A 21313-nucleotide genomic window follows, 5' to 3' on the forward strand; every position below is an offset into this window, starting at 1 on the left:
CGCGGCCTGAGGAGAGAAGTGCATGACGCAAGTCACGGTGAAAGAACTGGCCCAAGAGGTCGAGGCACCGGTAGAGCGCCTGCTGCAGCAGATGCGTGAGGCAGGTCTGCCGCACACCGACGCCGGTCAGGTAGTGACCGACAATGAGAAGCAGACTCTGCTGACCCATTTGAAGAGCAGCCACAAGAGCAAGGCGGAAGAGCCGCGCAAGATTACCTTGCAGCGCAAGACCACCAGCACCCTGCGTGTCGCCGGTAGCAAAAGCATCAGCGTAGAAGTACGCAAGAAGAAAGTATTCGTTCAGCGCAGCCCTGAAGAGATTCAGGCTGAGCAGAAACGTGAGCAGGACGAGCGCCGTGCGGCTGAAAATGCCGCGCGTGACAAGGTCGACGCCGACGTTCGCCAACGTAACGAAGAGCAGGCTCGTCGCCACGCGACCGCTACTGCTGCCGCTGCGCCGGCTGCCAAGGCCGAGCCGGCACCGGCTGCTGCTGCTCCGGCACCAGCACCGGCCGTCGCTAACGCCCCGGCTTCCGAAGACGCTGCAGCCCGTGCTGCCGAGCGCAAGAAGGACGAGACCCGTCGCAACGAAAGCCGTACTCGCGATGACGACCGTCGCCGTGGCGAGGCGCCACGTGTGTCGATCAAGGTCAAGGTGAAGGAGAAAGAAAAGGCTCCGACCCCTCGTGCCGCTCCGCGCACCACCGACGAAGAGAGCGATGGCGCTCGCCGTGGTCGTGGTGGCAAGGGCAAGCTGAAGAAGCGTAACCAGCATGGCTTCCAGAACCCGACCGGTCCGGTCATCCGTGACGTGACCATCGGCGAGACCATCACCGTCTCGGAACTTGCGCAGCAGATGTCGGTCAAGGCCGCTGAAGTCGTCAAGTTCATGTTCAAGATGGGCACTCCGGTCACCATCAACCAGGTGCTCGACCAGGAAACCGCTCAGCTGATCGCAGAAGAGCTGGGCCACAAGGTCACCCTGGTCAGCGATACCGCCCTGGAAGATTCCCTGGCCGAATCGCTGAAGTTCGAAGGCCAGGCCGAGTCGCGTGCACCGGTCGTTACCGTCATGGGTCACGTTGACCATGGCAAGACCTCGCTGCTCGACTATATCCGTCGTGCCAAGGTTGCCGCTGGCGAAGCCGGTGGTATCACCCAGCACATCGGTGCCTACCACGTGGAAACCGACCGCGGCATGGTCACCTTCCTCGATACCCCAGGCCACGCTGCGTTCACTCAGATGCGTGCCCGTGGTGCCAAGGCGACCGACATCGTCATCCTGGTGGTGGCGGCGGACGATGGCGTGATGCCACAGACCCGTGAAGCCGTTCAGCATGCCAAGGCAGCTGGCGTTCCTCTGGTGGTTGCGGTGAACAAGATCGACAAGCCTGGTGCTGACCTCGATCGCATCCGTAACGAGCTGTCCGTCGAAGGCGTGACCTCCGAGGAATGGGGTGGTGACACGCCGTTCGTCAAGGTTTCGGCGAAGATGGGTACGGGCGTCGACGAACTGCTTGAAGCCGTATTGCTGCAGGCCGAAGTCCTCGAGTTGACGGCCACTCCGACCGCGCCTGGTCGTGGTGTGGTTGTCGAATCGCGCCTGGACAAGGGCCGCGGCCCGGTGGCGACCATCCTGGTTCAGGACGGTACCCTGCGTCAGGGCGACATGGTCCTGTGCGGCTCCAACTATGGCCGCGTGCGTGCCATGCTGGACGAGAACGGCAAGCCTGTTAAGGAAGCCGGCCCGTCGATCCCGGTCGAAATCCTCGGCCTGGATGGCACTCCGGAAGCCGGTGACGAGCTGTCCGTGGTTGCCGACGAGAAGAAGGCCCGCGAGGTTGCACTGTTCCGTCAGGGCAAATACCGCGAGGTCAAGCTGGCCCGTGCTCACGCCGGCAAGCTGGAAAACATCTTCGAGACCATGGGTCAGGAAGAGAAGAAGACCCTCAACATCGTCCTCAAGACCGACGTGCGCGGTTCCCTGGAAGCACTTCAGGGTTCGCTCGGCGGCCTGGGCAACGACGAAGTTCAGGTTCGCGTGATCGGTGGCGGCGTCGGTGGTATCACCGAGAGCGATGCCAACCTGGCGCTGGCGTCCAATGCGGTGCTGTTCGGCTTCAACGTGCGTGCCGATGCCGGTGCGCGCAAGATCGTCGAGCAGGAAGGTCTGGATATGCGTTACTACAACGTGATCTACGACATCATCGAAGACGTCAAGAAGGCCCTGACCGGCATGCTCGGCAGCGATGTTCGCGAGAACATCCTGGGTGTGGCCGAAGTGCGTGACGTGTTCCGTTCGCCGAAGTTCGGCGCCATCGCTGGCTGTATGGTCATCGAGGGTACCGTGTACCGCAACCGTCCGATCCGCGTACTGCGCGACGACGTGGTCATCTTCGAAGGCGAGCTGGAATCGCTGCGTCGTTTCAAGGACGACGCTGCAGAAGTGCGTTCGGGCATGGAGTGCGGTATTGGCGTCAAGAGCTACAACGACGTCAAGGTCGGCGACAAGATCGAAGTCTTCGAGAAAGTCCAGGTTGCTCGTACCCTTTAAGGGCGAGCAGGGTGTCGGCCCCCGCCCCAGGGCGGTGGGCAGCCCCTCAGTAGGTAGCGCCCGGTCAGGCTTCAGCCTGACCGGGCGTTTGCCGCTTTAAGTTACAGGTAGCAAGAATGGCCAAAGAATACAGCCGTACCCAACGTATCGGTGATCAGATGCAGCGCGAGCTGGCAGAACTGATCCGCCGTGAAGTCAAGGACCCACGCGTCGGCCTGGTGACCATCACCGCCGTCGACGTCAGTCGCGACCTGGGCCATGCCAAGGTCTTCATCACCGTCATGGGTGAAGAAACGCCGGACGCAGTGCAGCAGTCGCTCAAGGCGCTGAACAGCGCTGCCAGCTTCCTGCGCCTGCACCTGGGCCGCTCGATGCAGCTGCGCAGCGTGCCGCAGTTGCACTTCCATTTCGATGAGAGCGTCAGCCGTGGTGTCCACCTGTCAGCGCTGATCGAGCGTGCAGTGGCCGAAGACCGCCTGCACAAGGATACCGACGAGCAGGACACCAAGGAGTAACCGGTGGCCCAGGTCAAACGTATCCGCCGCAACGTCAGCGGCATCATCCTGCTCGACAAGCCACTGGGGTTCACCTCCAACGCCGCACTGCAGAAAGTGCGCTGGTTGCTCAACGCGGAAAAGGCTGGCCACACCGGCAGCCTCGACCCGTTGGCCACCGGCGTGCTGCCGCTGTGCTTCGGCGAAGCGACCAAGTTTTCGCAGTACCTGCTCGATTCCGACAAGGGCTACGAAACCGTCATGCAGCTGGGGCAGACTACCAATACTGCCGATGCTGAAGGCGAGGTCCTGCAAACCCGTGAAGTGACCGTTGGTCGTGCCGACATCGAGGCGCTACTGCCACGTTTTCGCGGCCCGATCAGCCAGATACCGCCGATGTACTCGGCGCTCAAGCGTGATGGTCAGCCGCTTTACAAACTGGCACGTGCAGGAGAGGTAGTGGAGCGCGAGGCGCGTTCTGTTACTATTAACCGCTTGGAGTTGCTCGAGTGCGAAGGCACCCGTGCACGGCTGAGCGTAGGATGCAGCAAAGGCACCTATATCCGCACCCTGGTGGAGGATATCGGCGAGGCCCTCGGCTGTGGCGCCTATGTTGCCGAGCTGCGCAGGACCCACGCCGGGCCCTTCGAGCTGGCCCAGACCGTGACCCTCGAGGAACTCGAACAGGCCCACGCCGAAGGCGGCAACGAAGCGCTCGATCGCTTCCTCATGCCTTCGGACAGTGGCCTGCAGGACTGGCCGCTGATCGGCTTGTCCGAACACAGCGCGTTCTACTGGCTGCATGGCCAGGCGGTACGTGCTCCGGACGCGCCGCAATTTGGCATGGTCCGGGTACAGGATCACAATGGTCGTTTCATCGGTATCGGTGAAGTGAGCGAAGACGGGCGTATTGCGCCGCGTCGACTGATTCGGTCGGAATGATCGAAACCGCAGGCTTCGGCTCATGCTGTGGCCTGCGGATACAAGGGTGGCTGTCAGTAGGCACGGTCACACCTTTTTTATTAATACAGGGATTTGTCCCTGGCCTATTGGACCCGCTTGCGGGTTCCGTTATCAGGAGAAGCCACATGGCCCTCAGCGTTGAAGAAAAAGCTCAAATCGTTACCGACTTCCAGCAAGCTGCTGGTGACACTGGTAGCCCGGAAGTTCAGGTCGCTCTGCTGACCGCGAACATCAACAAGCTGCAAGGCCACTTCAAGGCCAACGGTAAAGACCACCACTCGCGTCGTGGCCTGATCCGCATGGTTAACCAGCGTCGTAAGCTGCTGGACTACCTGAAGGGCAAAGACACCACTCGTTACAGCGCCCTGATCGGTCGCCTGGGCCTGCGTCGCTAATAGCGGCCTGGTCAGTGGTGTGCATGGCGTGTCGCATGCTTCGCCAGCGCTGCTTGGCAGCGTTTGCGTCGGACACGCCACGCGTATCTTCGAGGTTGGCAGCCTGGCAACGCCGAGCGGTTTTTTCCGCTCGGCGCCAGGCTCCCAGCCTCGTGTTGTATCTGGACGGTCAATGGGGCCGATTCCCCGTTCTGCCCAAGAATTCGCAAGAAACCAGTTCCCCCAGAGCCACTGAAAAAAGGTAGGAAACCGTGAACCCGGTAATCAAGAAATTCCAGTTCGGTCAATCGACCGTTACTCTCGAAACGGGCCGCATTGCCCGTCAGGCAACCGGCGCCGTGCTGGTTACCGTCGACAACGATGTCACCGTGCTGGTGACCGTGGTCGGTGCCAAGCAGGCCGATCCAGGCAAGGGCTTCTTCCCTCTGTCGGTCCACTACCAGGAAAAGACCTACGCCGCCGGCAAGATCCCGGGTGGCTTCTTCAAGCGCGAAGGCCGTCCTTCCGAGAAAGAGACGCTGACCTCGCGCCTGATCGACCGTCCGATCCGCCCGCTGTTCCCTGAAGGCTTCATGAACGAAGTCCAGGTCGTCTGCACCGTGGTATCGACCAGCAAGAAGACCGATCCGGACATCGCTGCGATGATCGGTACCTCGGCTGCGCTGGCCATCTCCGGCATCCCGTTCGAAGGCCCGATCGGCGCTGCCCGTGTTGCCTTCCACGAAAGCACCGGCTACCTGCTGAACCCGACTTACGAGCAACTGGCTGCCTCGAGCCTGGACATGGTCGTTGCCGGTACTTCCGACGCCGTGCTGATGGTTGAGTCGGAAGCCCAAGAGCTGACCGAAGACCAGATGCTGGGCGCTGTACTGTTCGCCCACGACGAATTCCAGGCCGTTATCCAGGCTGTCAAAGAGCTGGCTGCCGAAGCTGCCAAGCCGACCTGGGACTGGAAACCTGCCGTTGCCAACACCGAGCTGTTCAACGCCATTCGCGCTGAATTCGGCGAAGCCGTTTCGCAGGGCTACACCATCACCGTCAAGGCCGACCGCTACGCGCGCCTGGGCGAGCTGCGCGACCAGGCGATCGCCAAGTTCTCCGGTGAAGAAGGCCAGCCATCGGCCAGCGAAGTAAAAGAAATCTTCGGTGAGATCGAATACCGCACCGTTCGCGAAAACATCGTCAACGGCAAGCCGCGTATCGATGGCCGTGACACCAAGACCGTTCGCCCGCTGAACATCGAAGTCGGCGTTCTGCCGAAGACGCACGGTTCGGCACTGTTCACCCGTGGTGAAACCCAGGCCCTGGTCGTCGCGACCCTGGGTACTGCCCGTGACGCCCAGCTGCTGGACACCCTCGAAGGCGAGAAGAAAGACCCCTTCATGCTGCACTACAACTTCCCGCCGTTCTCGGTGGGCGAGTGTGGTCGCATGGGCGGTGCTGGCCGTCGTGAAATCGGTCACGGCCGCCTGGCCCGCCGTTCGGTACAGGCCATGCTGCCTGCCGCTGACGTGTTCCCGTACACCATCCGTGTTGTGTCGGAAATCACCGAGTCCAACGGTTCCAGCTCCATGGCGTCGGTCTGCGGTGCTTCCCTGGCACTGATGGATGCCGGTGTACCGATGAAGGCACCGGTGGCCGGTATCGCCATGGGCCTGGTCAAGGAAGGCGAGAAGTTCGCAGTCCTGACCGACATCCTGGGTGATGAAGACCACCTGGGCGACATGGACTTCAAGGTTGCCGGTACTGCCAAAGGCGTTACCGCACTGCAGATGGACATCAAGATCAACGGCATCACCGAAGAGATCATGGAAATCGCCCTGGGCCAGGCCCTGGAAGCGCGCCTGAACATCCTCGGCCAGATGAACCAGATCATTGGCCAGTCGCGTACCGAGCTGTCGGCCAACGCCCCGACCATGATCGCGATGAAGATCGACACCGACAAGATCCGTGACGTCATCGGTAAAGGCGGCGCCACCATCCGTGCCATCTGCGAAGAGACCAAAGCTTCGATCGATATCGAAGACGATGGCTCGATCAAGATCTTCGGCGAAACCAAAGAAGCTGCAGAAGCCGCGCGTCAGCGCGTTCTGGGCATCACCGCTGAAGCCGAGATCGGCAAGATCTACGTGGGCAAGGTCGAGCGTATCGTCGACTTCGGCGCCTTCGTCAACATCCTGCCTGGCAAGGACGGCCTGGTACACATCTCCATGCTCAGCGATGCACGCGTAGAGAAAGTGACCGATATTCTGAAAGAAGGTCAGGAAGTCGAAGTGCTGGTACTGGACGTGGACAACCGCGGCCGTATCAAGCTGTCGATCAAAGACGTTGCCGCGGCCAAGGCCTCGGGCGTCTAAGCGACCTGCAACGTTGTCTAGTCCTGAAATAGGTTTACACCAGCTCAGGTAGGCCGACAGGCCTCAAACGCCCGATGCACCGCATCGGGCGTTTTGTTTTTCAGGGCCATATGAGGCCGTTCTGTGTTGTAAATCTGCACTGCCTCGTCAACCATCTGTCTCGCTTGCTCCAGATCTTCAGGGCTGCTCAACAGAAGTTCCATCTTGAGGATTCCATTGACTCGCTCGGCCAGCGCGTTCTGGTAACAGTCATACCCATCAGTCATGGAGCACTGAACGCCGTGCCGTTGATGCAGTGACTGGTATAGCGCTGAGCAATATTGGATTCCTCGATCCGAATGGTGGACCAATGGCTGGCGACGACCTCGCTTTCGTAAAGCCTGCCTGAAGGCTTGCGCTACTGACTCGGCGTGCAGGCTTTCATGGACGTGGTGGCCAACAATTTTCCTGGAGTACGCATCCGTTACCAGGCTCAGGTACAGCGGCCCGTTACGTGCGGGCAGGTAAGTGATGTCGGCAACCCAGACGTGCTCCGGCCTTGTCGGAACGACCTGGCTTGGGCCGGGCTTGAGTAAGTTGGGATGGCGGTAGAAGCGATGAAAGCTCTGTGTTGTCTTGTGGTAGGCCCGCTTAGGCAGCACTAGCAAACGGCGCTCTCCCAAGACCTGGAACAGCCTATCTCGGCCGACCTGGAATCGTCTGTCAGGTTGGCAATGCAGCAGATAGTGCAGCTTGCGTGTGCCTAGACGAGGCTGGCGCATCCGGACTTGCCGTACAAACTCAACCACCTGGTCTGCCTGGCGTTCTTTGTCATCGGCAGCTCGATTACGTTTGTAGTAAGCCTGTCGACTGATACCTAGAAACTGACAAGCCCTGGCAATGCTCAGTCCTGCGACTTGACCTTGCGAGAGGACTTGCCGGATCGCTTTTTTACGATCGAGACACCATAGTCATTTTTCAGAACATCAACGACAGTTTCAAAGAACTGGGCCTTCTGGCTCATCAGCTCAAGCTGCTGCTCAAGCTCTTTGATCCGCTGCTCTGGAGTGAGCGTTTTGGGGTCAGACATCGCGCAGCTCCTCTCGTCGCGGATCGAGGCCCCCTGGCTCCAATCCTGCCGACCGTGCTTACGCAACCATACCAGAACCGTCGACCGCCCCTGGATGCCGTACCGCACCTGGGCCTGCTTGTAGGTCAGTTCGCCTTTTTCAATCTGATCAACCACCGCCAATTTAAAAGACAGCGAGTAATCACGCTGTGTGCGCTTTACACCTTGTTCCATCTGACTCTCCGGAAATTCGGGATGGGAGGTGTAAACCTTATTCAGGACGGGACACGTTGTACAAAAAGGGCCCTTAGCGGGCCCTTTTTTATTGTCTGCACGGAACCTTTTGCACACTTGCATCTTGCACGCAGATTTATCTCGCAGGTTGCAATTTGCACGATTGATGACTTGTTGTGATTTTAGTAAGTAGTTGATATGCAAGGAAAAAATTAAATATTAAAACCTGGCACAGCCCGTGCAACTACCTTCATACCTGCCGCCAGGACATACGGCGCAGACCTTTCGAAAAACAGGAGTGACTCACATGAAGAAGTTCGCCATTGCTGCCGCTACTGCTACTGCCCTGACCCTGACCATGGCTAATGGTGCGTTCGCCGCCGAGCCTGTCCAGGCTCCAGTCATGCTGGCTGCCAACGACACTGTGGACAACATGCAACAGGAAGGCTCCGACACTTGGATCACCACCAAAGTCAAAGCTGACCTGATGACTGAAAAAGGCGTTCCAGGCAGTGACATCAAAGTCGAAACCAGCCAAGGCGTCGTGTCGCTGTCTTCTGACGTGAAGGTCACCGATTCTCAGAAAGAAGAAGCGGTCCGCATTGCCAAGAACATCAAGGGCGTCAAGAGCGTCATGTCTGATGGTCTGAAGTCCGAATAAGGAATGTCCCGTCGGCCAAAGGATCTGGCCACCTTTCAAAACAGCCCCGGCCTTGGCCGGGGCTTTTCGTTACCGCTCAATTCGCTGGGTTACGCGCGATAACGTTGCTTTCGAAATACTCCTGCTCGGCGATCAGAGGCTCTACAAGGGGGCGGCTGTCACGAAAGTGCGCAGTGCGGGTATGCGCTTCATATGCCTCGTCGTCGCGGTAGATTTCGTACAGGTAGATTACCTCCGGATCGACCCGGTCCTGTGACACATCGAACACCAGGCACCCGGGTTCCGTGGCCACGGAGGCGGCAGCGTTTACCTTGATGGCCGTGAGAAAGCGTTCGGCGCAACCAGGCTTGACGCGCGTCTTGATGAACAAGCTATACACATGAAGCTCCTTTTGTTTTAAATTCTATTATGAATTGTATACAAAAATGGAGTCGCGCTAATGTCTGAATTACCTGCACGCCCCGGTCGTCTCAATGGCCTGCGCCATATCGCCCTGCTGGTGCCCAACCTTGAAGAGTGCGAGCGTTTCTATGTCGATGTGCTGGGCATGGAGGTGTTGAATCGAGCCAACGAGGATCTGGTCTACTTGACGTGTGGTAACGACAACCTCTCGCTGGGGCGGGGGGCAGGGGCTGCCAATGGCCTGCAGACGCTGGATCACTACGGCTTCATCGTCGACAGCGTGGAGGAATTGGAGGCCTGGTATCAGTACTTCAAGGCTCGTGGGGTGACCTTGCTGGACCGGCCTTTCAATCATGGGGATGGCGCGCGCAGCTTCCACTTGCTGGACCCGGCAGGCAACAAGGTGCAGCCGCTGTACCACCCGGCGGTATCCGGGCAGCGGCTTTCGTAGGAGCGGCCTTGCGTCGCGAAAGGGCCGCAAAGCGGCCCCAGGATATCAGCGCCGCCACAGATATCCTGGGACTGCTGCGCAGCCCTTTCGCGACGCAAGGCCGCTCCTACAGGGCGCGTCAGGGCAGAAATTGTTTACTCAGCATCCAGATGCATCGGCGTAATCACCCGGCCATCTGATTCAGCCTGCCCCAGCGTGGTATCGATGAAATACACCCGGTCATCCTCAAGCTTGCCCTTGTCGACCAGGTAGTCCTTGATACTGCTGGCCCGCTCCTGGCCCAGGGTGCGCAGCAATGCGGCACTTTCGGCCCATGATTTGATTACCGCCTCGCGCAGCCTGGCGGTGCGCTCCTCGCGGCTCAGCTGTTCCCAGTCGGCCGGTGGTTGCTGTTTCAGACGGGTACGGTAGATGCCTTCGAGCATGGCCGGCTTGTCGCTGTCGTCGACCACCAGCATGGAGGCGTTGGCTGGCACCTTGTCGCCACGGCGTTGCAGGATCTTGTACCAGGTGGCCTGATACTCCCGCTCCAGGCGCTGCTGAGCGAGCAGTGGGCCATCACTGCTCTGGGCACTGGTGCCTTCGATTTCCAGGCGCAGTTCAGGGCGCTCTTTGAGGGCCGAGGCGAGCTTGTCCAGGGCCGATTGCGCATCGCCACTGAGCTCGCTGGAACCTGGGGCGAACGATACATTGCCGAGGTCTTGGGAGCCGCCGCCTGCTATCAACCCGCCGATGAACTTGAACGGTGCCTGCGCCGCACGCAGCACAAGGTTGCGCAAGGTCTGCCAGACGATTGGCATGACGCTGAATTGCGGGTTGTTGAGGTCGCCGGTCACCGGCAGCTCGATCGAAATCTTGCCTTCGGTGTCTTTGAGCAGCGCGACCGCCAAGCGAATGGGCAGGTCGACCGCATCCGGGCTATCGACCTTCTCACCCAACTGCAATTGCTCGACCACCAGCTTGTTCTCGGCCTTCAATTGGCCATTGGTGATCAGGTAGTGCAGGTCGAGGTTCAGGCGGCCCTTGCGGATACGGAAGCCGGCGAACTTGCCAGAGTAGGGCGTCAGCGTGGTCAGCTCGACACGTTTGAAGCTGGTGGCGATATCCAGGCTTGCCATCGGGTTGAACGGGTTCAGCGCGCCTTTGATGGTAACCGGTGCATAACGGTCGACCTTGCCCTTGATGTCGACCTTGGCCGGCGCCGGCTTGCGGTTGTCGATGGTGCCGATCTGGCCGTTGAGCTGCTGCACCGCCGTGGCGAAGTTAGGTGTCAGAGTGAGGTCGGCAAAGTTGGCTGAACCATCGTTGATGCTGATCTGCCCGATGCGGATGCCCAGCGGCTTGCTGCTTTGGGTGCTGGCCGGCTTGGCTTGGCTTGGCGCGGGGGCATTGGCAGGCTGCGGGATCAGCAGGTCATCGACATTGGTGGTGCGGTCTTCGTTGATGATGAAGCGGGCATAGGGCTGCAGCAGGGTTACCTTGTCGATCGACAGGGCATCACCGTGCACATAGGCCAGGCCGTCCACATTCACCTGTTGCCATTTGACGAAGTCGCGGTTCTTGATGGTGTCCAGGGTGTGCAACTGGTTGACCTGCGCCTTGCCGGCCACGGTGAAGGCCAGTGGTTCGGTGCCTTTGAGGTCGACCTTGAGGTCGCTGGCAAGCATGCCGCTGCGCAGCTCCAGGCGGATGAACGGGCTGATGTAGGCCTGCGCAATACGCAGGTCGATGTCGCGTGTGCTGACATCGAGCCTGGCGCTGACCGGCGCCAGGTTGACCTCGCCACTGGCCTGCAACTTGCCCTGCTTGCCAATGCCGGTGTCGAGCTTGAGGGTGAAGGGCGACTGGTTGAGGCTGTCGAAACCCTGCATGTCGACGTTCAGAGGCCCAACGTCCAGCGCAACTGGCTCTTTCTGGCTACGGTCGGCCAGGTGCACCTGATAATTGCGCAGCTGAACGTCCTTGAGTAGCACTTGCCATGGCTTGCCTGGTTCCTTGGCTGCCTTGTCGTTGGCAGCCGGTTCTGCGGCGGCCGGCTCTGCCTTTTCCGTCGGCGTGGGCTTGGCCGGCTGGCTGGCGAAGAGTTTCTGCCAGTCGAGCTGGCCGTCCTGCTCCAGGGCGGCCCAGGTTTCCAGTTTTTCACTGCGGATCTTGCCCACGGTAACCCGCTGTTTGGCCAGGTCGATGCTGGTTTCGCTGACATCGAGGCTCGCCAGGCGTACCAGTGGGCGACCATCTGGCGCCTTTATGGCGAATGGCGCGACACGTACCGAGGTGTTGTCCAGCAGCAGCTCGGTTTCCTTGGACAGGTTGAGCGTGTAGTGCGTGTCGAGGTTGACCACGCCGTCCTCCAGCACCAGCGGCACGGCATCGCGAACGTAGGGCCAGAACAGCTTCATCTTGCCGTCGGTGATTTTCAGAGTGCCCTTTGAAGCTATAGGCGCAAGGCTCAAGGTGCCGTTCCAGTCGATGCGCCCACCGTTAGGGCCCAATGCCACCAACGTCATGTCAGCGTTGTCGTCCGGCAAGGTGCTGAGGTTTTTCAGCTCCAGGTTCATGTCGTCGTAGATGAACTCGATCGGCTCGCTTGGACGCGCATCGGCAAAATGCAGGTAGCCAGCGCTGAGCTTGATGCTGCCGATGCGCAAGGGGAACGGATCGGATGCAGGCTCTTGAGCTTTGGGTTCGCTGGCTGGCAGCTTGAACAGCTGGGTGAGGTTGAGCGTGCCGTCCTTGGCGAACAGCACTTCGTTGCGGGGTTTGTCGAGTTCGATCGCCTGCAGGTGCAGGGCGCCGCTCCACAGGCTGTCGAGCGCAAGGTTCGCATACAGCCGCTCAAACCCTACCTGTTCTTTGCCCGGTTCGCCGATCTGCAGGCCCCACAGCGTCAGCTCGAGGCTGAACGGGTTGAGCTCGATACGCTGAAGGTGCGCCGGCAGTGTGGCGTATTGGGCCAGCTGCTGGTTGGCGATGCGCAGGGCAACGCCAGGAACGATGAGGAAGCCAAGCAGGCTGTAGAGGGCCACGAGAGCCAACAGGGCGCCGAGGGCGCGAGTCAATCCTTTGTACATGTGTCGCTTCGTCTGTCCAGGCAGGAGAGCTTGGAGTATGGCAGGTTAAATCGGTTCCGCTGGGGGCGCGGCATTTGCGCTCACTCGATCCCCATGCGCCTTTTGGCGCGATGCGCCGAACCGTCACGCATGGCCCAACGCAGTACCGGGGCGGTGCGGCTTAGCCCCAAACGGATCATGCGCTGCTGCAGCGGGCCCTGATGCAGGCCGAGCATGGCCTGGGCCCAGGCCGGCAACAGGTCGATACCCGCTTGCAGCATCAACCTGCCAACCGGCTGGGCAAGACGGCTCGGTGCAGGGGCCTGAAGCAGGATCTCGATCACTTCCAGGCTGCGCGCGTCGCAGTGCAGTTGAGGGCGCATACGCTGCAGGTACTCGTCGACCTGCTGGCATGAACGGGGCACATCGCGGGCGCCGAGGCGTTCGGCGATCAGGGCGATTTCGTCGTAATAGGCATCCTGCTCGGTGCGTGACAGCTGCGGGTCGCGATAGCGCAGGTGGGCCGCGAGGAAGCTGCTGACTTCGGCCACATGTACCCAGGTCAGCAGATCGGGGTCGCTGGCAGCGTATGGACGGCCATCGGGCGCAGTCCCGGTCACTTGCAGGTGAATGGTGCGCACCTTGTCGATCAGCCACTCGGCGTCACGGGTCGAGCCGAATGTCGTGCCCGAAATGAATTGGCTGGTGCGGCGCAAGCGGCCGAGCAGGTCTTGGCGAAAGTTGGAGTGGTCCCACACGCCCGCCAGTGCCAGCGGGTGCAGCAGTTGCAGCATCAGGGCGCTGATACCGCCAACCAGCATGCTGGGGAAATCGCCATGCACCCGCCAGCTCATGCTGTGCGGGCCGAACAGGCCGGGGTCACCTTTGGGGGATTCCAGGTCGAGCTGGCCGAGGGCCAGCCCGGTGAGGCTCATGACCTGGGTTTCGATACGGCGGCGTAGGGCTTCCATGGTGACCTGTCGTTCAGGGCGGCCATGAACAGGTGCCGCCGGCTATTGGTTGAGGCGTTTGTCGATCAACCCCTGCACCACGCTCGGGTCAGCCAGGGTCGAGGTGTCGCCCAGGGTGTCGAGTTCGTTGCAGGCGATCTTGCGCAGTATACGCCGCATGATCTTGCCCGAGCGGGTCTTGGGCAAGGCCGGCGCCCACTGGATCAGCTCGGGTTTGGCGAAGCTGCCGATTTCCTTGCTGACCAGTGCCAACAGTTCCGCTTTCAGGGCATCGTCCGCTGTCACGCCGTTCATGGTCGTCACGAACGCATACACACCCTGGCCCTTGAGGTCATGGGGGTAACCGACCACTGCGGCCTCGGCGACGCTTTCATGCAATACCAGTGCGCTTTCCACTTCGGCGGTACCGATGCGGTGGCCGGAAACGTTGATCACATCATCGATGCGGCCGGTGATCCAGTAGTCGCCATCGGCATCGCGCCGGGCACCGTCGCCGGTGAAGTAATAGCCGGGCATGGGCTTGAAGTAGGTATCGACCATGCGTTGGTGGTCGCCGTAGACGCTGCGGATCTGCCCCGGCCAACTCGCCTTTATCGCCAGCAGGCCGGCGCCGGGCCCTTCGATCAGCTTGCCTTGGTCATCCAGCAGCACCGGTTGCACGCCGAACATGGGTTGTGTCGCACAACCTGGCTTGAGCTTCTGTGTGCCGGGCAGCGGGGTGAGCATGATGCCGCCGGTTTCGGTCTGCCACCAGGTGTCGACGATGGGGCAGCGTTTTTGGCCGACTTCCTCGAAGTACCATTCCCACGCCTCTGGGTTGATCGGCTCGCCGACGCTGCCGAGCAGGCGCAGGCTCTTGCGCGACGTACCCTGCAACGGGCCAGAGCCTTCACGCATCAGAGCACGCAGTGCGGTGGGCGCGGTATAGAAGATATTGACCTTGTGCTTGTCCACCACCTGCCAGAACCGCGAGGTGTCCGGGTAGTTGGGAACGCCCTCGAACAACAGTGAAACCGCGCCGTTGGCCAGAGGGCCATAGACGATGTAACTGTGGCCGGTGACCCAGCCCACGTCGGCGGTGCACCAGAACACCTCGCCGTCACGGTAGTCGAACACCACCTTGAAGGTCATGGTGGCCTGCAGCAGGTAACCGGCGGTGGTGTGCAGCACGCCCTTGGGCTTGCCGGTGCTGCCGGAGGTGTAGAGGATGAACAGCGGGTCTTCGGCCTCCATGGGTTCAGGTGGGCAGTCGTCACCCGCGTTTTCCGTTGCCTGGTCATACCAGAGGTCGCGGCCCTCGCTCCAGGCTACATCGGTACCGGTACGGCGCACCACCAATACGCTGCTGACGTCCGGGCAACTGGCCATTGCCTTGTCGACATTCTGCTTGAGTGGGATGCGTTTGCCGCCGCGCACGCCCTCATCGGCAGTAATCACGGTGCGGCAGTCAGCATCGAGAATGCGGTCGCGCAACGCATCCGGGGAGAAGCCGCCGAACACCACCGAGTGGATCGCGCCAATCCGCGTGCAGGCAAGCATGGCGTAGGCAGCTTCGGGAATCATCGGCATATAGATGCATACCCGGTCGCCTTTCTTCACGCCACGTGCCTTGAGTGCATTGGCCAAGCGACAGACCTGGCGGTGCAACTCTTGGTAGGTGATGGCCTTGGAGTCCGCAGGATCGTCGCCTTCCCACAACAGGGCGGTCTGCTCGCCGCGTTGGGCCAGGTGGCGATCGATGCAGTTGTAGCTGACGTTCAGCTGGGCACCTTCGAACCAGCGGGCTTCGCCGGTCTTGAGGTCGCATTGCTGTACCCTGGACCACGGTTTGATCCAGGCCAGGCGTTTGGCCTGTTCGGCCCAGAAGGTGTCGGGGGCTTCGACCGACTGGCGGTAGAGGCGGCTGTAGTCGTCGGTAGAAAGGCTGGCGGACTGGCTGACGGCCAGGGCCTGGGGGTAGTCGCGTATATCGAACATGGCAGGTGGTCCTTTGCTCTTGTCGGGGCGGTGGACTGCAACGGCTATTCGATTGGACAGTGTAGCTGGAAGAGGTGTTCAACCTGTGCCGGCGTCTTCGCGGGCTGGCCACGAAGACGCCGGCATCGGTCAGCCGCGGTGACGGCCGCGGAAGTAGTTGATCAGGCCCTGGGTGGAACCATCTTCGGCGCTGTCTTCCAGGCTGCCGACGATACGCTGGTAGACACCCTTGCCCAGCTCCTTGCCCAGTTCCACGCCCCATTGGTCAAAGGCGTTGATGCCCCAGATCACGCTCTGTACGAACACCTTGTGCTCATACATCGCCACCAGCGCGCCAAGGCGACGCGGGCTGATGCGTTCGACCACAAGGGTGTTGCTCGGGCGGTTGCCCGGGATCACCTTGTGTGGAGCGAGTTTTTCGATGTCGGCTTCATTCAGGCCCTTTTGGCGCAATTCGGCCTCGGCCTCCTCACGCGTTTTGCCCAGCATCAGCGCCTGGCTTTGCGACAGGCAGTTGGCGTACAGCCACTGATGGTGGTCGGCAACCGGGTTGAAGCTCACCACCGGGACAATGAAGTCGGCCGGGATCAGCTGGGTGCCCTGGTGCAGCAACTGGTGGTAGGCGTGCTGGCCGTTGCAGCCGACGCCGCCCCAGATCACCGGGCCGGTATCGGTCTTCACTGGCGTACCGTCGGTCAGCACGCTCTTGCCGTTGGACTCCATGTCCAGCTGCTGCAAGTGTTTGGTGATGTTGCGCAGATAATGATCGTAAGGGAGGATCGCGTGGCTGCGGGCACCCCAGAAATTACCGTACCAGACGCCCAGCAGGGCCAGCAGCACCGGCATGTTTTTCTCGAACGGCGCGGTCTGGAAGTGCTGGTCCATGGTGTAGGCACCCGACAGCAGTTCCTTGAAGTTGGCGGTACCGATGGCCAGGGCGATCGGCAGGCCGATGGCCGACCACAGCGAATAGCGCCCGCCGACCCAGTCCCACATGGGGAAGATGTTCTCTTCGCGGATGCCGAAGGCTACGGCGGCAGCCTTGTTGCTGGATACGGCGATGAAGTGGCGATACAGCTCGGCTTCCGAACCGCCCTGGGCCAGGTACCAGGTACGTGCGGCCATGGCGTTTTTCAGGGTCTCGAGGGTGTTGAACGACTTGGACGAGACGATGAACAAGGTGGTTTCGGCGCGCAGGTTGGCCGACAGCTCATGGAACTCACTGCCATCGATGTTGGCCAGGTAGTGGCAGCGCACGCCGCGCTGGGCGTAGGGCAGCAGCGCCTCGGAAACCAGTTCAGGGCCCAGGAAAGAACCGCCGATGCCGATATTGACCACATCGGTGATCGGCTTCTCACTGTAGCCACGCCACAGCCCGTCATGGATACGCCCCACCAGCTCGGTGATCTGGTTGAGTACCTTGTGCACCTCGGGCATCACGTTGACGCCGTTGACGCTGAGCTTGTCACCCACCGGGCGGCGCAGGGCGGTGTGCAGCACCGGACGGCCTTCGGAGGCGTTGATGATTTCGCCGCTGAACATCGACTTGATCGCATCCTGCAGGCCGACTTGTTCGGCCAGCTGCACCAGCAGGTCGCGGCTTTGTTCGTTGATCAGGTTTTTCGAGTAGTCGAGGAACAGGCCGCAGCAGCTCAGGGAAAACTCGTCGAAGCGCTTGGAGTCGGCGGCGAAGGCTTCGCGCATGCTGAAATCCTGCATGGCGTCGCGGTGCTGCTGGAGGGCCTGCCAGGCTGGCAGGGCCGTAACATCATGGGGTGTCCGGTAATACGCCATTGCGCAGAATTCCTTGTTGCGTAGTGTGGCCTTGGACAGGGGCGTCATGGCCAGGTTCAGGCTGGCCATCATTATAGGCATTGGTTGCGCGCAGGGAATGGGGCGGGGAGGGGAATTTGGGGCTGCAGGGCAGCCCCCGGCATCATGCAGTCTTTTCGTCCAGATGCACGTAAAGGTTGTCGATAAGCCGCGTGTTACCCAGGTAGGCCGCCACCAGAATCACCAGGTCCCGGTCATCGACCATCGCTGGGCGAAGGGTCAGCGCATGGCGTACCTGCAGATAGTCCGGGCGCAGGCCGGCCGCTGTCAGCTGAGCCTGCCCATCGGCAACCAGCGCTGCAAAGTCGCGCTGGCCACGGCTGATGGCGTCGCCGATCTGCTGCAGCGTGCGGTACACAACCGGGGCAGTAGCACGCTGTTCTGCCGTCAGGTAACCATTACGCGACGACAGCGCCAGGCCATCCTCGGCGCGCACGGTCGGCTCGCCGATGATCTGGATCGGCATGTTCAGGTCACGCACCATGGCGCGAATCACCGCCAGTTGCTGGTAGTCCTTTTCGCCGAACACCGCGAGATCGGGCTGAACCATGTTGAACAGCTTGCTGACCACGGTGGCTACGCCCTCGAAATGCCCCGGGCGGCTTGTGCCACACAGGCCTTCGGAAAGGTTCGGCACGCTGACGCGGGTCTGCACGGCCATACCGTCGGGGTACATCTCTTCGACAGTGGGAGCGAACAGCAGATTGCAGCCAGCCTGGAGCAGGCGCTCTTGGTCGGCGGCGAGGGTGCGTGGGTACTTGTCGAGGTCTTCGTTGGCGCCGAACTGCAGCGGGTTGACGAATATGCTGGCAACGACGAAGTCGGCACGTTGGGCCGCTGTGGTCACCAGCGCAGCATGGCCGCTGTGCAGGTTGCCCATGGTTGGCACGAAGCCGATACGCTTGCCCTCGCCACGGGCGCGCGCAATGGCTGCGCGCAGTTCACGGACGGTCTTGACTGTGTTCATGCGCTGAATCCGTGCTCGCTCGCTGGGAAACTGACGTCTTTGACAGCCTTGACGTAGGCGGTAAGTGCGCTCGCGATGTCCGGTTGGCCGACCATGAAGTTCTTCACGAACTTTGGTACCCGACCGCTAAGGGACAAGCCCAGCATGTCGTGCAGGACCAGCACCTGGCCGTCGGTAGCGTTGCCGGCACCGATACCGATCACTGGGATGCTCACGGCCTGGGTAATTTCTGCGGCCAATTCGCTGGGTACGCATTCGAGCAACAGCATGGCGGCGCCGGCCTGTTCCAGGGCGATGGCATCGGCGCGCATCTGCCGTGCCTGGGCTTCCTGGCGCCCCTGCACTTTATAACCGCCCAGAACGTTGACGGTTTGCGGGGTCAGGCCCATGTGAGCGCACACCGGCACACCGCGCTCGGCCAGCAGGCGAATGGTCTCGCCCAGCCAGGCAGCGCCTTCAAGCTTGATCATGTGGGCGCCGGCCTGCATCAGCGTGGCGCAGTTGGCGAAGGCCTGCTCGGGGGTGGCATGGGCCATGAAGGGCAGGTCGGCAAGAATCAGCGCACCCTCGTTGCCGCGTTTGACGCAGGCGGTGTGGTAGGCCATTTCCGCCGTGGTGACGGGCAGCGTGCTGTCATGGCCCTGCAGGACCATCCCCAAGGAGTCGCCCACCAGCAACACTTCGACGCCGGCCTGGCTTGCAGCCTTGGCAAAGGTAGCGTCGTAGCAGGTCAGCATGGTGATCTTTTCACCCTTGGCCTTGAGGCCGTGCAGGGTGGTCAGGGTTACTTCAGGCATGTAGGAAAATCCTCGTTCAGGCGCTGTGAAAAACGACCGCCAACAACGCGTGTAGTCATCTTCCGGAGCGGCACATCATCGCGTGTGATGTTCGGGGCACAGGTCCGTCCGGGCCTAAATACGGGTATGCGGCACTTTGGTGCCACACGGGACGCCTATAGTCGTGAGCGAGGTGGGGGAAGTCAATCACCCTGTTACCGCATTGTTACGAACAGGGTGTTACTGGCGTTACCGCCCTTGGAGAAAGGCCCCAAGCGCCTGGGCTACAGGCGTTCCAGGCCGACAAACGGGCAGGCTTGGAGCAACTGGGCAAGCGGGCGGCCGTCGGCCAGGTGAAAGTCGTCTGCCACCAGTTCGGCCAGTGGGTACAGCACGAAGGGGCGGGCATGCATGTGGTAGTGCGGCACCTGCAGGCGTGGCACATCGATGACGTGGTCGCCGAACAGCAAGATGTCCAGGTCGAGCGTGCGTGGGCCCCAGCGTTCCTTGCGTACACGGCCCTGTTCATTCTCGATGGCCTGCAGGGCGTCCAGCAGGTCCAGGGGGGCGAGAGAGGTATCCAGAGCGGCGACGGCGTTGGTGTAACGCGGCTGGCCAGGCAGCAGGGAGTCGCTGGTGTACAGGGCAGAGGCCGCCACCAGGCGGGTGCTCGCGACCCGGTCCAGCGCCTGCAGGGCGTTGCCCAGTTGCTCGGCAGGCGCATCCAGGTTGCTGCCAAGGCCGATGTAGGCGCGAGTGGTCACTCGAACGCCTCATCGCCACCACGTTTGCGCTTGCTGTTGCTGCGCTTGCGCTTGCGTGGGCCGGCCCCGGTGCCTTCATCACGGCTGCCCAGCTCGCGGATCATCTCGCGGCGCTCGGAGTCGCTGGCATCCTGGTAATCGGTCCACCACTGGCCAAGGTCGTCGGTTTCTTCGCCTGCGCTCTCGCGCAGCAGGAGGAAATCGTAGCCAGCACGGAAGCGTGGGTTGTCGAGCAGCAGGTCTGCGCGTTTGCCGCTGCGTCGTGGCAGGCGCTCCTGCATGTCCCAGATCTCGCGGATAGGCAAGGTGAAACGCTTCGGAATGGCAATGCGCGCACACTGTTCGGCAATCAGGTCGTGGGCTGCGCCATTCATGGCCGGGATCGGCGGTACACCCTGGTTTTGCAGGTGCAGTACGCGGCTTGGCAGGGCTGGCCAGAGCAGGGCGGCGAACAGGAAGGCCGGGGTCACCGGTTTGCCTTGCTTGATACGCAGGTCAGTGTTGCTCAGCGCCTGGCTGATCAGGGTATGGGTGTAGGTCGGGCGCTCTTCCAGTGCATGCGCACTGGCCGGGAACAGCGGCTCGAACAATGCCAGGTCGACCAGCATCTCGAAGACGATCGCGCCTTGGCCGGACAGGAACAGCTTGAGGCATTCCTCGAACAGCCGCGCAGGCGGGATTTCGCGCAGCAGCGGTGCCAGGCCGCGGATCGGCTGGAAGGTGTGCTTTTCGATGCCGAAGTCGAGTTTGGCGGCAAAACGCACCGCACGCAGCATGCGTACCGGGTCTTCCTGGTAGCGATGCGTCGGGTCACCGATCAGGCGCAACAGGCGGTTGCGTACGTCGTGCACGCCGTTGGCGTAATCGAGGACGCGTTCGCTGACCGGGTCGTAGTACAGGGCGTTGATGGTGAAGTCGCGGCGTTGCGCGTCCTCTTCCAGGCTGCCATATACGTTGTCACGCAGAATGCGACCACTGGCATTGTGCGACGAGCGGTGACTGTCACCTTGGTCGTCTTCTGAGTGATGGGCACGGAAGGTCGCGACTTCGATGATTTCACGGCCGAAATGCACGTGAACCAGCTTGAAGCGACGGCCGATGATGCGCGCATTGCGGAACTCGGCACGTACCTGCTCAGGTGTTGCGCTGGTGGCGACGTCGAAGTCCTTGGGCGTGATGCCCAGCATCAGGTCGCGCACGCAACCACCGACCAGGTAGGCCTGGTAGCCCGCGCCTTGCAGGCGCTCGACGATATTCACCGCATGGCGGCTGAACTGGTGGCGCTGCAGCGAGTGTTGGCTCTTGTTGATCACCTCAGGCGTGGTGCGCTTGTGGTGCTGGCCCGGTACGGGAGGGCGGAAAGACTGGAACAGCTTCTTCAGCATGGGATGCACTGTGTGAAGGAATGTTCGGCCA

17 protein-coding genes are annotated in these 21313 nt (G+C 61.3%); 7 read left to right on the forward strand and 10 right to left on the reverse strand.

The features are described from left to right. Nucleotides 1-22 precede the first annotated feature (22 nt). The 5 genes from infB to pnp all read left to right on the forward strand — a co-directional run bounded on the left by infB (nt 23) and on the right by pnp (nt 6763). On the forward strand, nt 23-2554 hold the full coding sequence (gene infB, locus JOE27_RS20070; protein ID WP_046788154.1) for a translation initiation factor IF-2: 2532 nt from the start codon (nt 23-25) through the stop codon (nt 2552-2554). A gap of 116 nt (nt 2555-2670) precedes the next feature. After that, nucleotides 2671-3069 carry a 30S ribosome-binding factor RbfA gene (rbfA, locus tag JOE27_RS20075; protein WP_012312655.1) on the forward strand — a complete coding sequence of 133 codons (399 nt, stop codon included), beginning with the start codon at nt 2671-2673 and terminating at the stop codon, nt 3067-3069. Between the two features lie 3 nt (nt 3070-3072). Then, a complete protein-coding gene (gene truB, locus JOE27_RS20080; protein WP_046788155.1) occupies nt 3073-3990 on the forward strand; it encodes a tRNA pseudouridine(55) synthase TruB in 918 nt (305 codons plus the stop codon). Between the two features lie 146 nt (nt 3991-4136). Then, a complete protein-coding gene (rpsO, locus tag JOE27_RS20085; RefSeq protein WP_012274241.1) occupies nt 4137-4406 on the forward strand; it encodes a 30S ribosomal protein S15 in 270 nt (89 codons plus the stop codon). A gap of 251 nt (nt 4407-4657) precedes the next feature. Next, nucleotides 4658-6763 (forward strand): polyribonucleotide nucleotidyltransferase, encoded by a 2106-nt coding sequence (pnp, locus tag JOE27_RS20090; protein WP_046788156.1) that lies wholly within the window; start codon nt 4658-4660, stop codon nt 6761-6763. A gap of 44 nt (nt 6764-6807) precedes the next feature. Here the strand turns inward: pnp and JOE27_RS20095 are convergent. Then, nucleotides 6808-8045 (reverse strand): IS3 family transposase gene (locus JOE27_RS20095; RefSeq protein WP_125924402.1). Its coding sequence is split into 2 segments (ribosomal slippage): nt 6808-7697 and nt 7697-8045, totalling 1239 coding nucleotides; the frame shifts between segments, so codons are not numbered across the junction. Between the two features lie 307 nt (nt 8046-8352). Here JOE27_RS20095 and JOE27_RS20100 point away from each other — a divergent pair. Further along, the gene (locus JOE27_RS20100) at nt 8353-8706 is read left to right on the forward strand and encodes a BON domain-containing protein (RefSeq protein WP_039603841.1); all 354 of its coding nucleotides are present in this window, start codon (nt 8353-8355) and stop codon (nt 8704-8706) included. A 76-nt stretch (nt 8707-8782) separates the two neighbouring features. Here JOE27_RS20100 and JOE27_RS20105 read toward each other — a convergent pair whose 3' ends face one another. Beyond that, nucleotides 8783-9085 carry a putative quinol monooxygenase gene (locus tag JOE27_RS20105; protein WP_204919640.1) on the reverse strand — a complete coding sequence of 101 codons (303 nt, stop codon included), beginning with the start codon at nt 9083-9085 and terminating at the stop codon, nt 8783-8785. Nucleotides 9086-9145: 60 nt separating this feature from the next. Between JOE27_RS20105 and JOE27_RS20110 the strand changes: the two genes are divergently transcribed. Next, entirely contained in the window at nt 9146-9559 is a 414-nt protein-coding gene (locus tag JOE27_RS20110) for a VOC family protein (RefSeq protein ID WP_046788159.1), read from the forward strand. 134 nt (nt 9560-9693) lie between these two features. On the opposite strand, the gene JOE27_RS20115 is transcribed toward JOE27_RS20110, so the two are convergent. The 8 genes from JOE27_RS20115 to JOE27_RS20150 all read right to left on the reverse strand — a co-directional run bounded on the left by JOE27_RS20115 (nt 9694) and on the right by JOE27_RS20150 (nt 21282). Continuing rightward, on the reverse strand, nt 9694-12630 hold the full coding sequence (locus tag JOE27_RS20115) for a DUF748 domain-containing protein (RefSeq protein WP_204919642.1): 2937 nt from the start codon (nt 12628-12630) through the stop codon (nt 9694-9696). A gap of 80 nt (nt 12631-12710) precedes the next feature. Then, nucleotides 12711-13580 (reverse strand): oxygenase MpaB family protein, encoded by an 870-nt coding sequence (locus JOE27_RS20120; protein ID WP_046788161.1) that lies wholly within the window; start codon nt 13578-13580, stop codon nt 12711-12713. 42 nt (nt 13581-13622) lie between these two features. Continuing rightward, entirely contained in the window at nt 13623-15557 is a 1935-nt protein-coding gene (gene acs / locus JOE27_RS20125) for an acetate--CoA ligase (RefSeq protein ID WP_204919644.1), read from the reverse strand. A 129-nt stretch (nt 15558-15686) separates the two neighbouring features. Then, complete coding sequence (gene pgi / locus JOE27_RS20130; protein ID WP_012312664.1) at nt 15687-17351, reverse strand: glucose-6-phosphate isomerase; 1665 nt, start codon at nt 17349-17351, stop codon at nt 15687-15689. A gap of 142 nt (nt 17352-17493) precedes the next feature. Further along, a complete protein-coding gene (gene panC / locus JOE27_RS20135; RefSeq protein ID WP_204919646.1) occupies nt 17494-18357 on the reverse strand; it encodes a pantoate--beta-alanine ligase in 864 nt (287 codons plus the stop codon). Further along, nucleotides 18354-19154: a 3-methyl-2-oxobutanoate hydroxymethyltransferase gene (gene panB, locus JOE27_RS20140; RefSeq protein WP_046788164.1), complete on the reverse strand. Its 801-nt coding sequence runs from the start codon at nt 19152-19154 to the stop codon at nt 18354-18356. Before panB ends, panC begins: the two co-directional genes overlap by 4 nt. A 263-nt stretch (nt 19155-19417) precedes the next feature. Next, complete coding sequence (gene folK / locus JOE27_RS20145) at nt 19418-19897, reverse strand: 2-amino-4-hydroxy-6-hydroxymethyldihydropteridine diphosphokinase (protein WP_012312667.1); 480 nt, start codon at nt 19895-19897, stop codon at nt 19418-19420. Further along, nucleotides 19894-21282, reverse strand: a complete 1389-nt coding sequence (locus JOE27_RS20150) for a polynucleotide adenylyltransferase PcnB (protein WP_115273547.1) — start codon at nt 21280-21282, stop codon at nt 19894-19896. Before JOE27_RS20150 ends, folK begins: the two co-directional genes overlap by 4 nt. Nucleotides 21283-21313: the final 31 nt, after the last annotated feature.

Source organism: Pseudomonas sp. M5, assembly GCF_016907075.1.
GTDB classification, from domain to species: Bacteria; Pseudomonadota; Gammaproteobacteria; order Pseudomonadales; family Pseudomonadaceae; genus Aquipseudomonas; species Aquipseudomonas putida_E.

Coding starts and splice junctions, on each gene's coding strand:
- JOE27_RS20120 (WP_046788161.1), bottom strand. CDS start 13,580: ATGGAAGCCCTACGCCGCCGTATCGAAACCCAGGTCATGAGCCTCACC.
- JOE27_RS20110 (WP_046788159.1), top strand. CDS start 9,146: ATGTCTGAATTACCTGCACGCCCCGGTCGTCTCAATGGCCTGCGCCAT.
- infB (WP_046788154.1), top strand. CDS start 23: ATGACGCAAGTCACGGTGAAAGAACTGGCCCAAGAGGTCGAGGCACCG.
- JOE27_RS20100 (WP_039603841.1), top strand. CDS start 8,353: ATGAAGAAGTTCGCCATTGCTGCCGCTACTGCTACTGCCCTGACCCTG.
- JOE27_RS20115 (WP_204919642.1), bottom strand. CDS start 12,630: ATGTACAAAGGATTGACTCGCGCCCTCGGCGCCCTGTTGGCTCTCGTG.
- rpsO (WP_012274241.1), top strand. CDS start 4,137: ATGGCCCTCAGCGTTGAAGAAAAAGCTCAAATCGTTACCGACTTCCAG.
- panB (WP_046788164.1), bottom strand. CDS start 19,154: ATGCCTGAAGTAACCCTGACCACCCTGCACGGCCTCAAGGCCAAGGGT.
- acs (WP_204919644.1), bottom strand. CDS start 15,557: ATGTTCGATATACGCGACTACCCCCAGGCCCTGGCCGTCAGCCAGTCC.
- rbfA (WP_012312655.1), top strand. CDS start 2,671: ATGGCCAAAGAATACAGCCGTACCCAACGTATCGGTGATCAGATGCAG.
- JOE27_RS20150 (WP_115273547.1), bottom strand. CDS start 21,282: ATGCTGAAGAAGCTGTTCCAGTCTTTCCGCCCTCCCGTACCGGGCCAG.
- pgi (WP_012312664.1), bottom strand. CDS start 17,351: ATGGCGTATTACCGGACACCCCATGATGTTACGGCCCTGCCAGCCTGG.
- panC (WP_204919646.1), bottom strand. CDS start 18,357: ATGAACACAGTCAAGACCGTCCGTGAACTGCGCGCAGCCATTGCGCGC.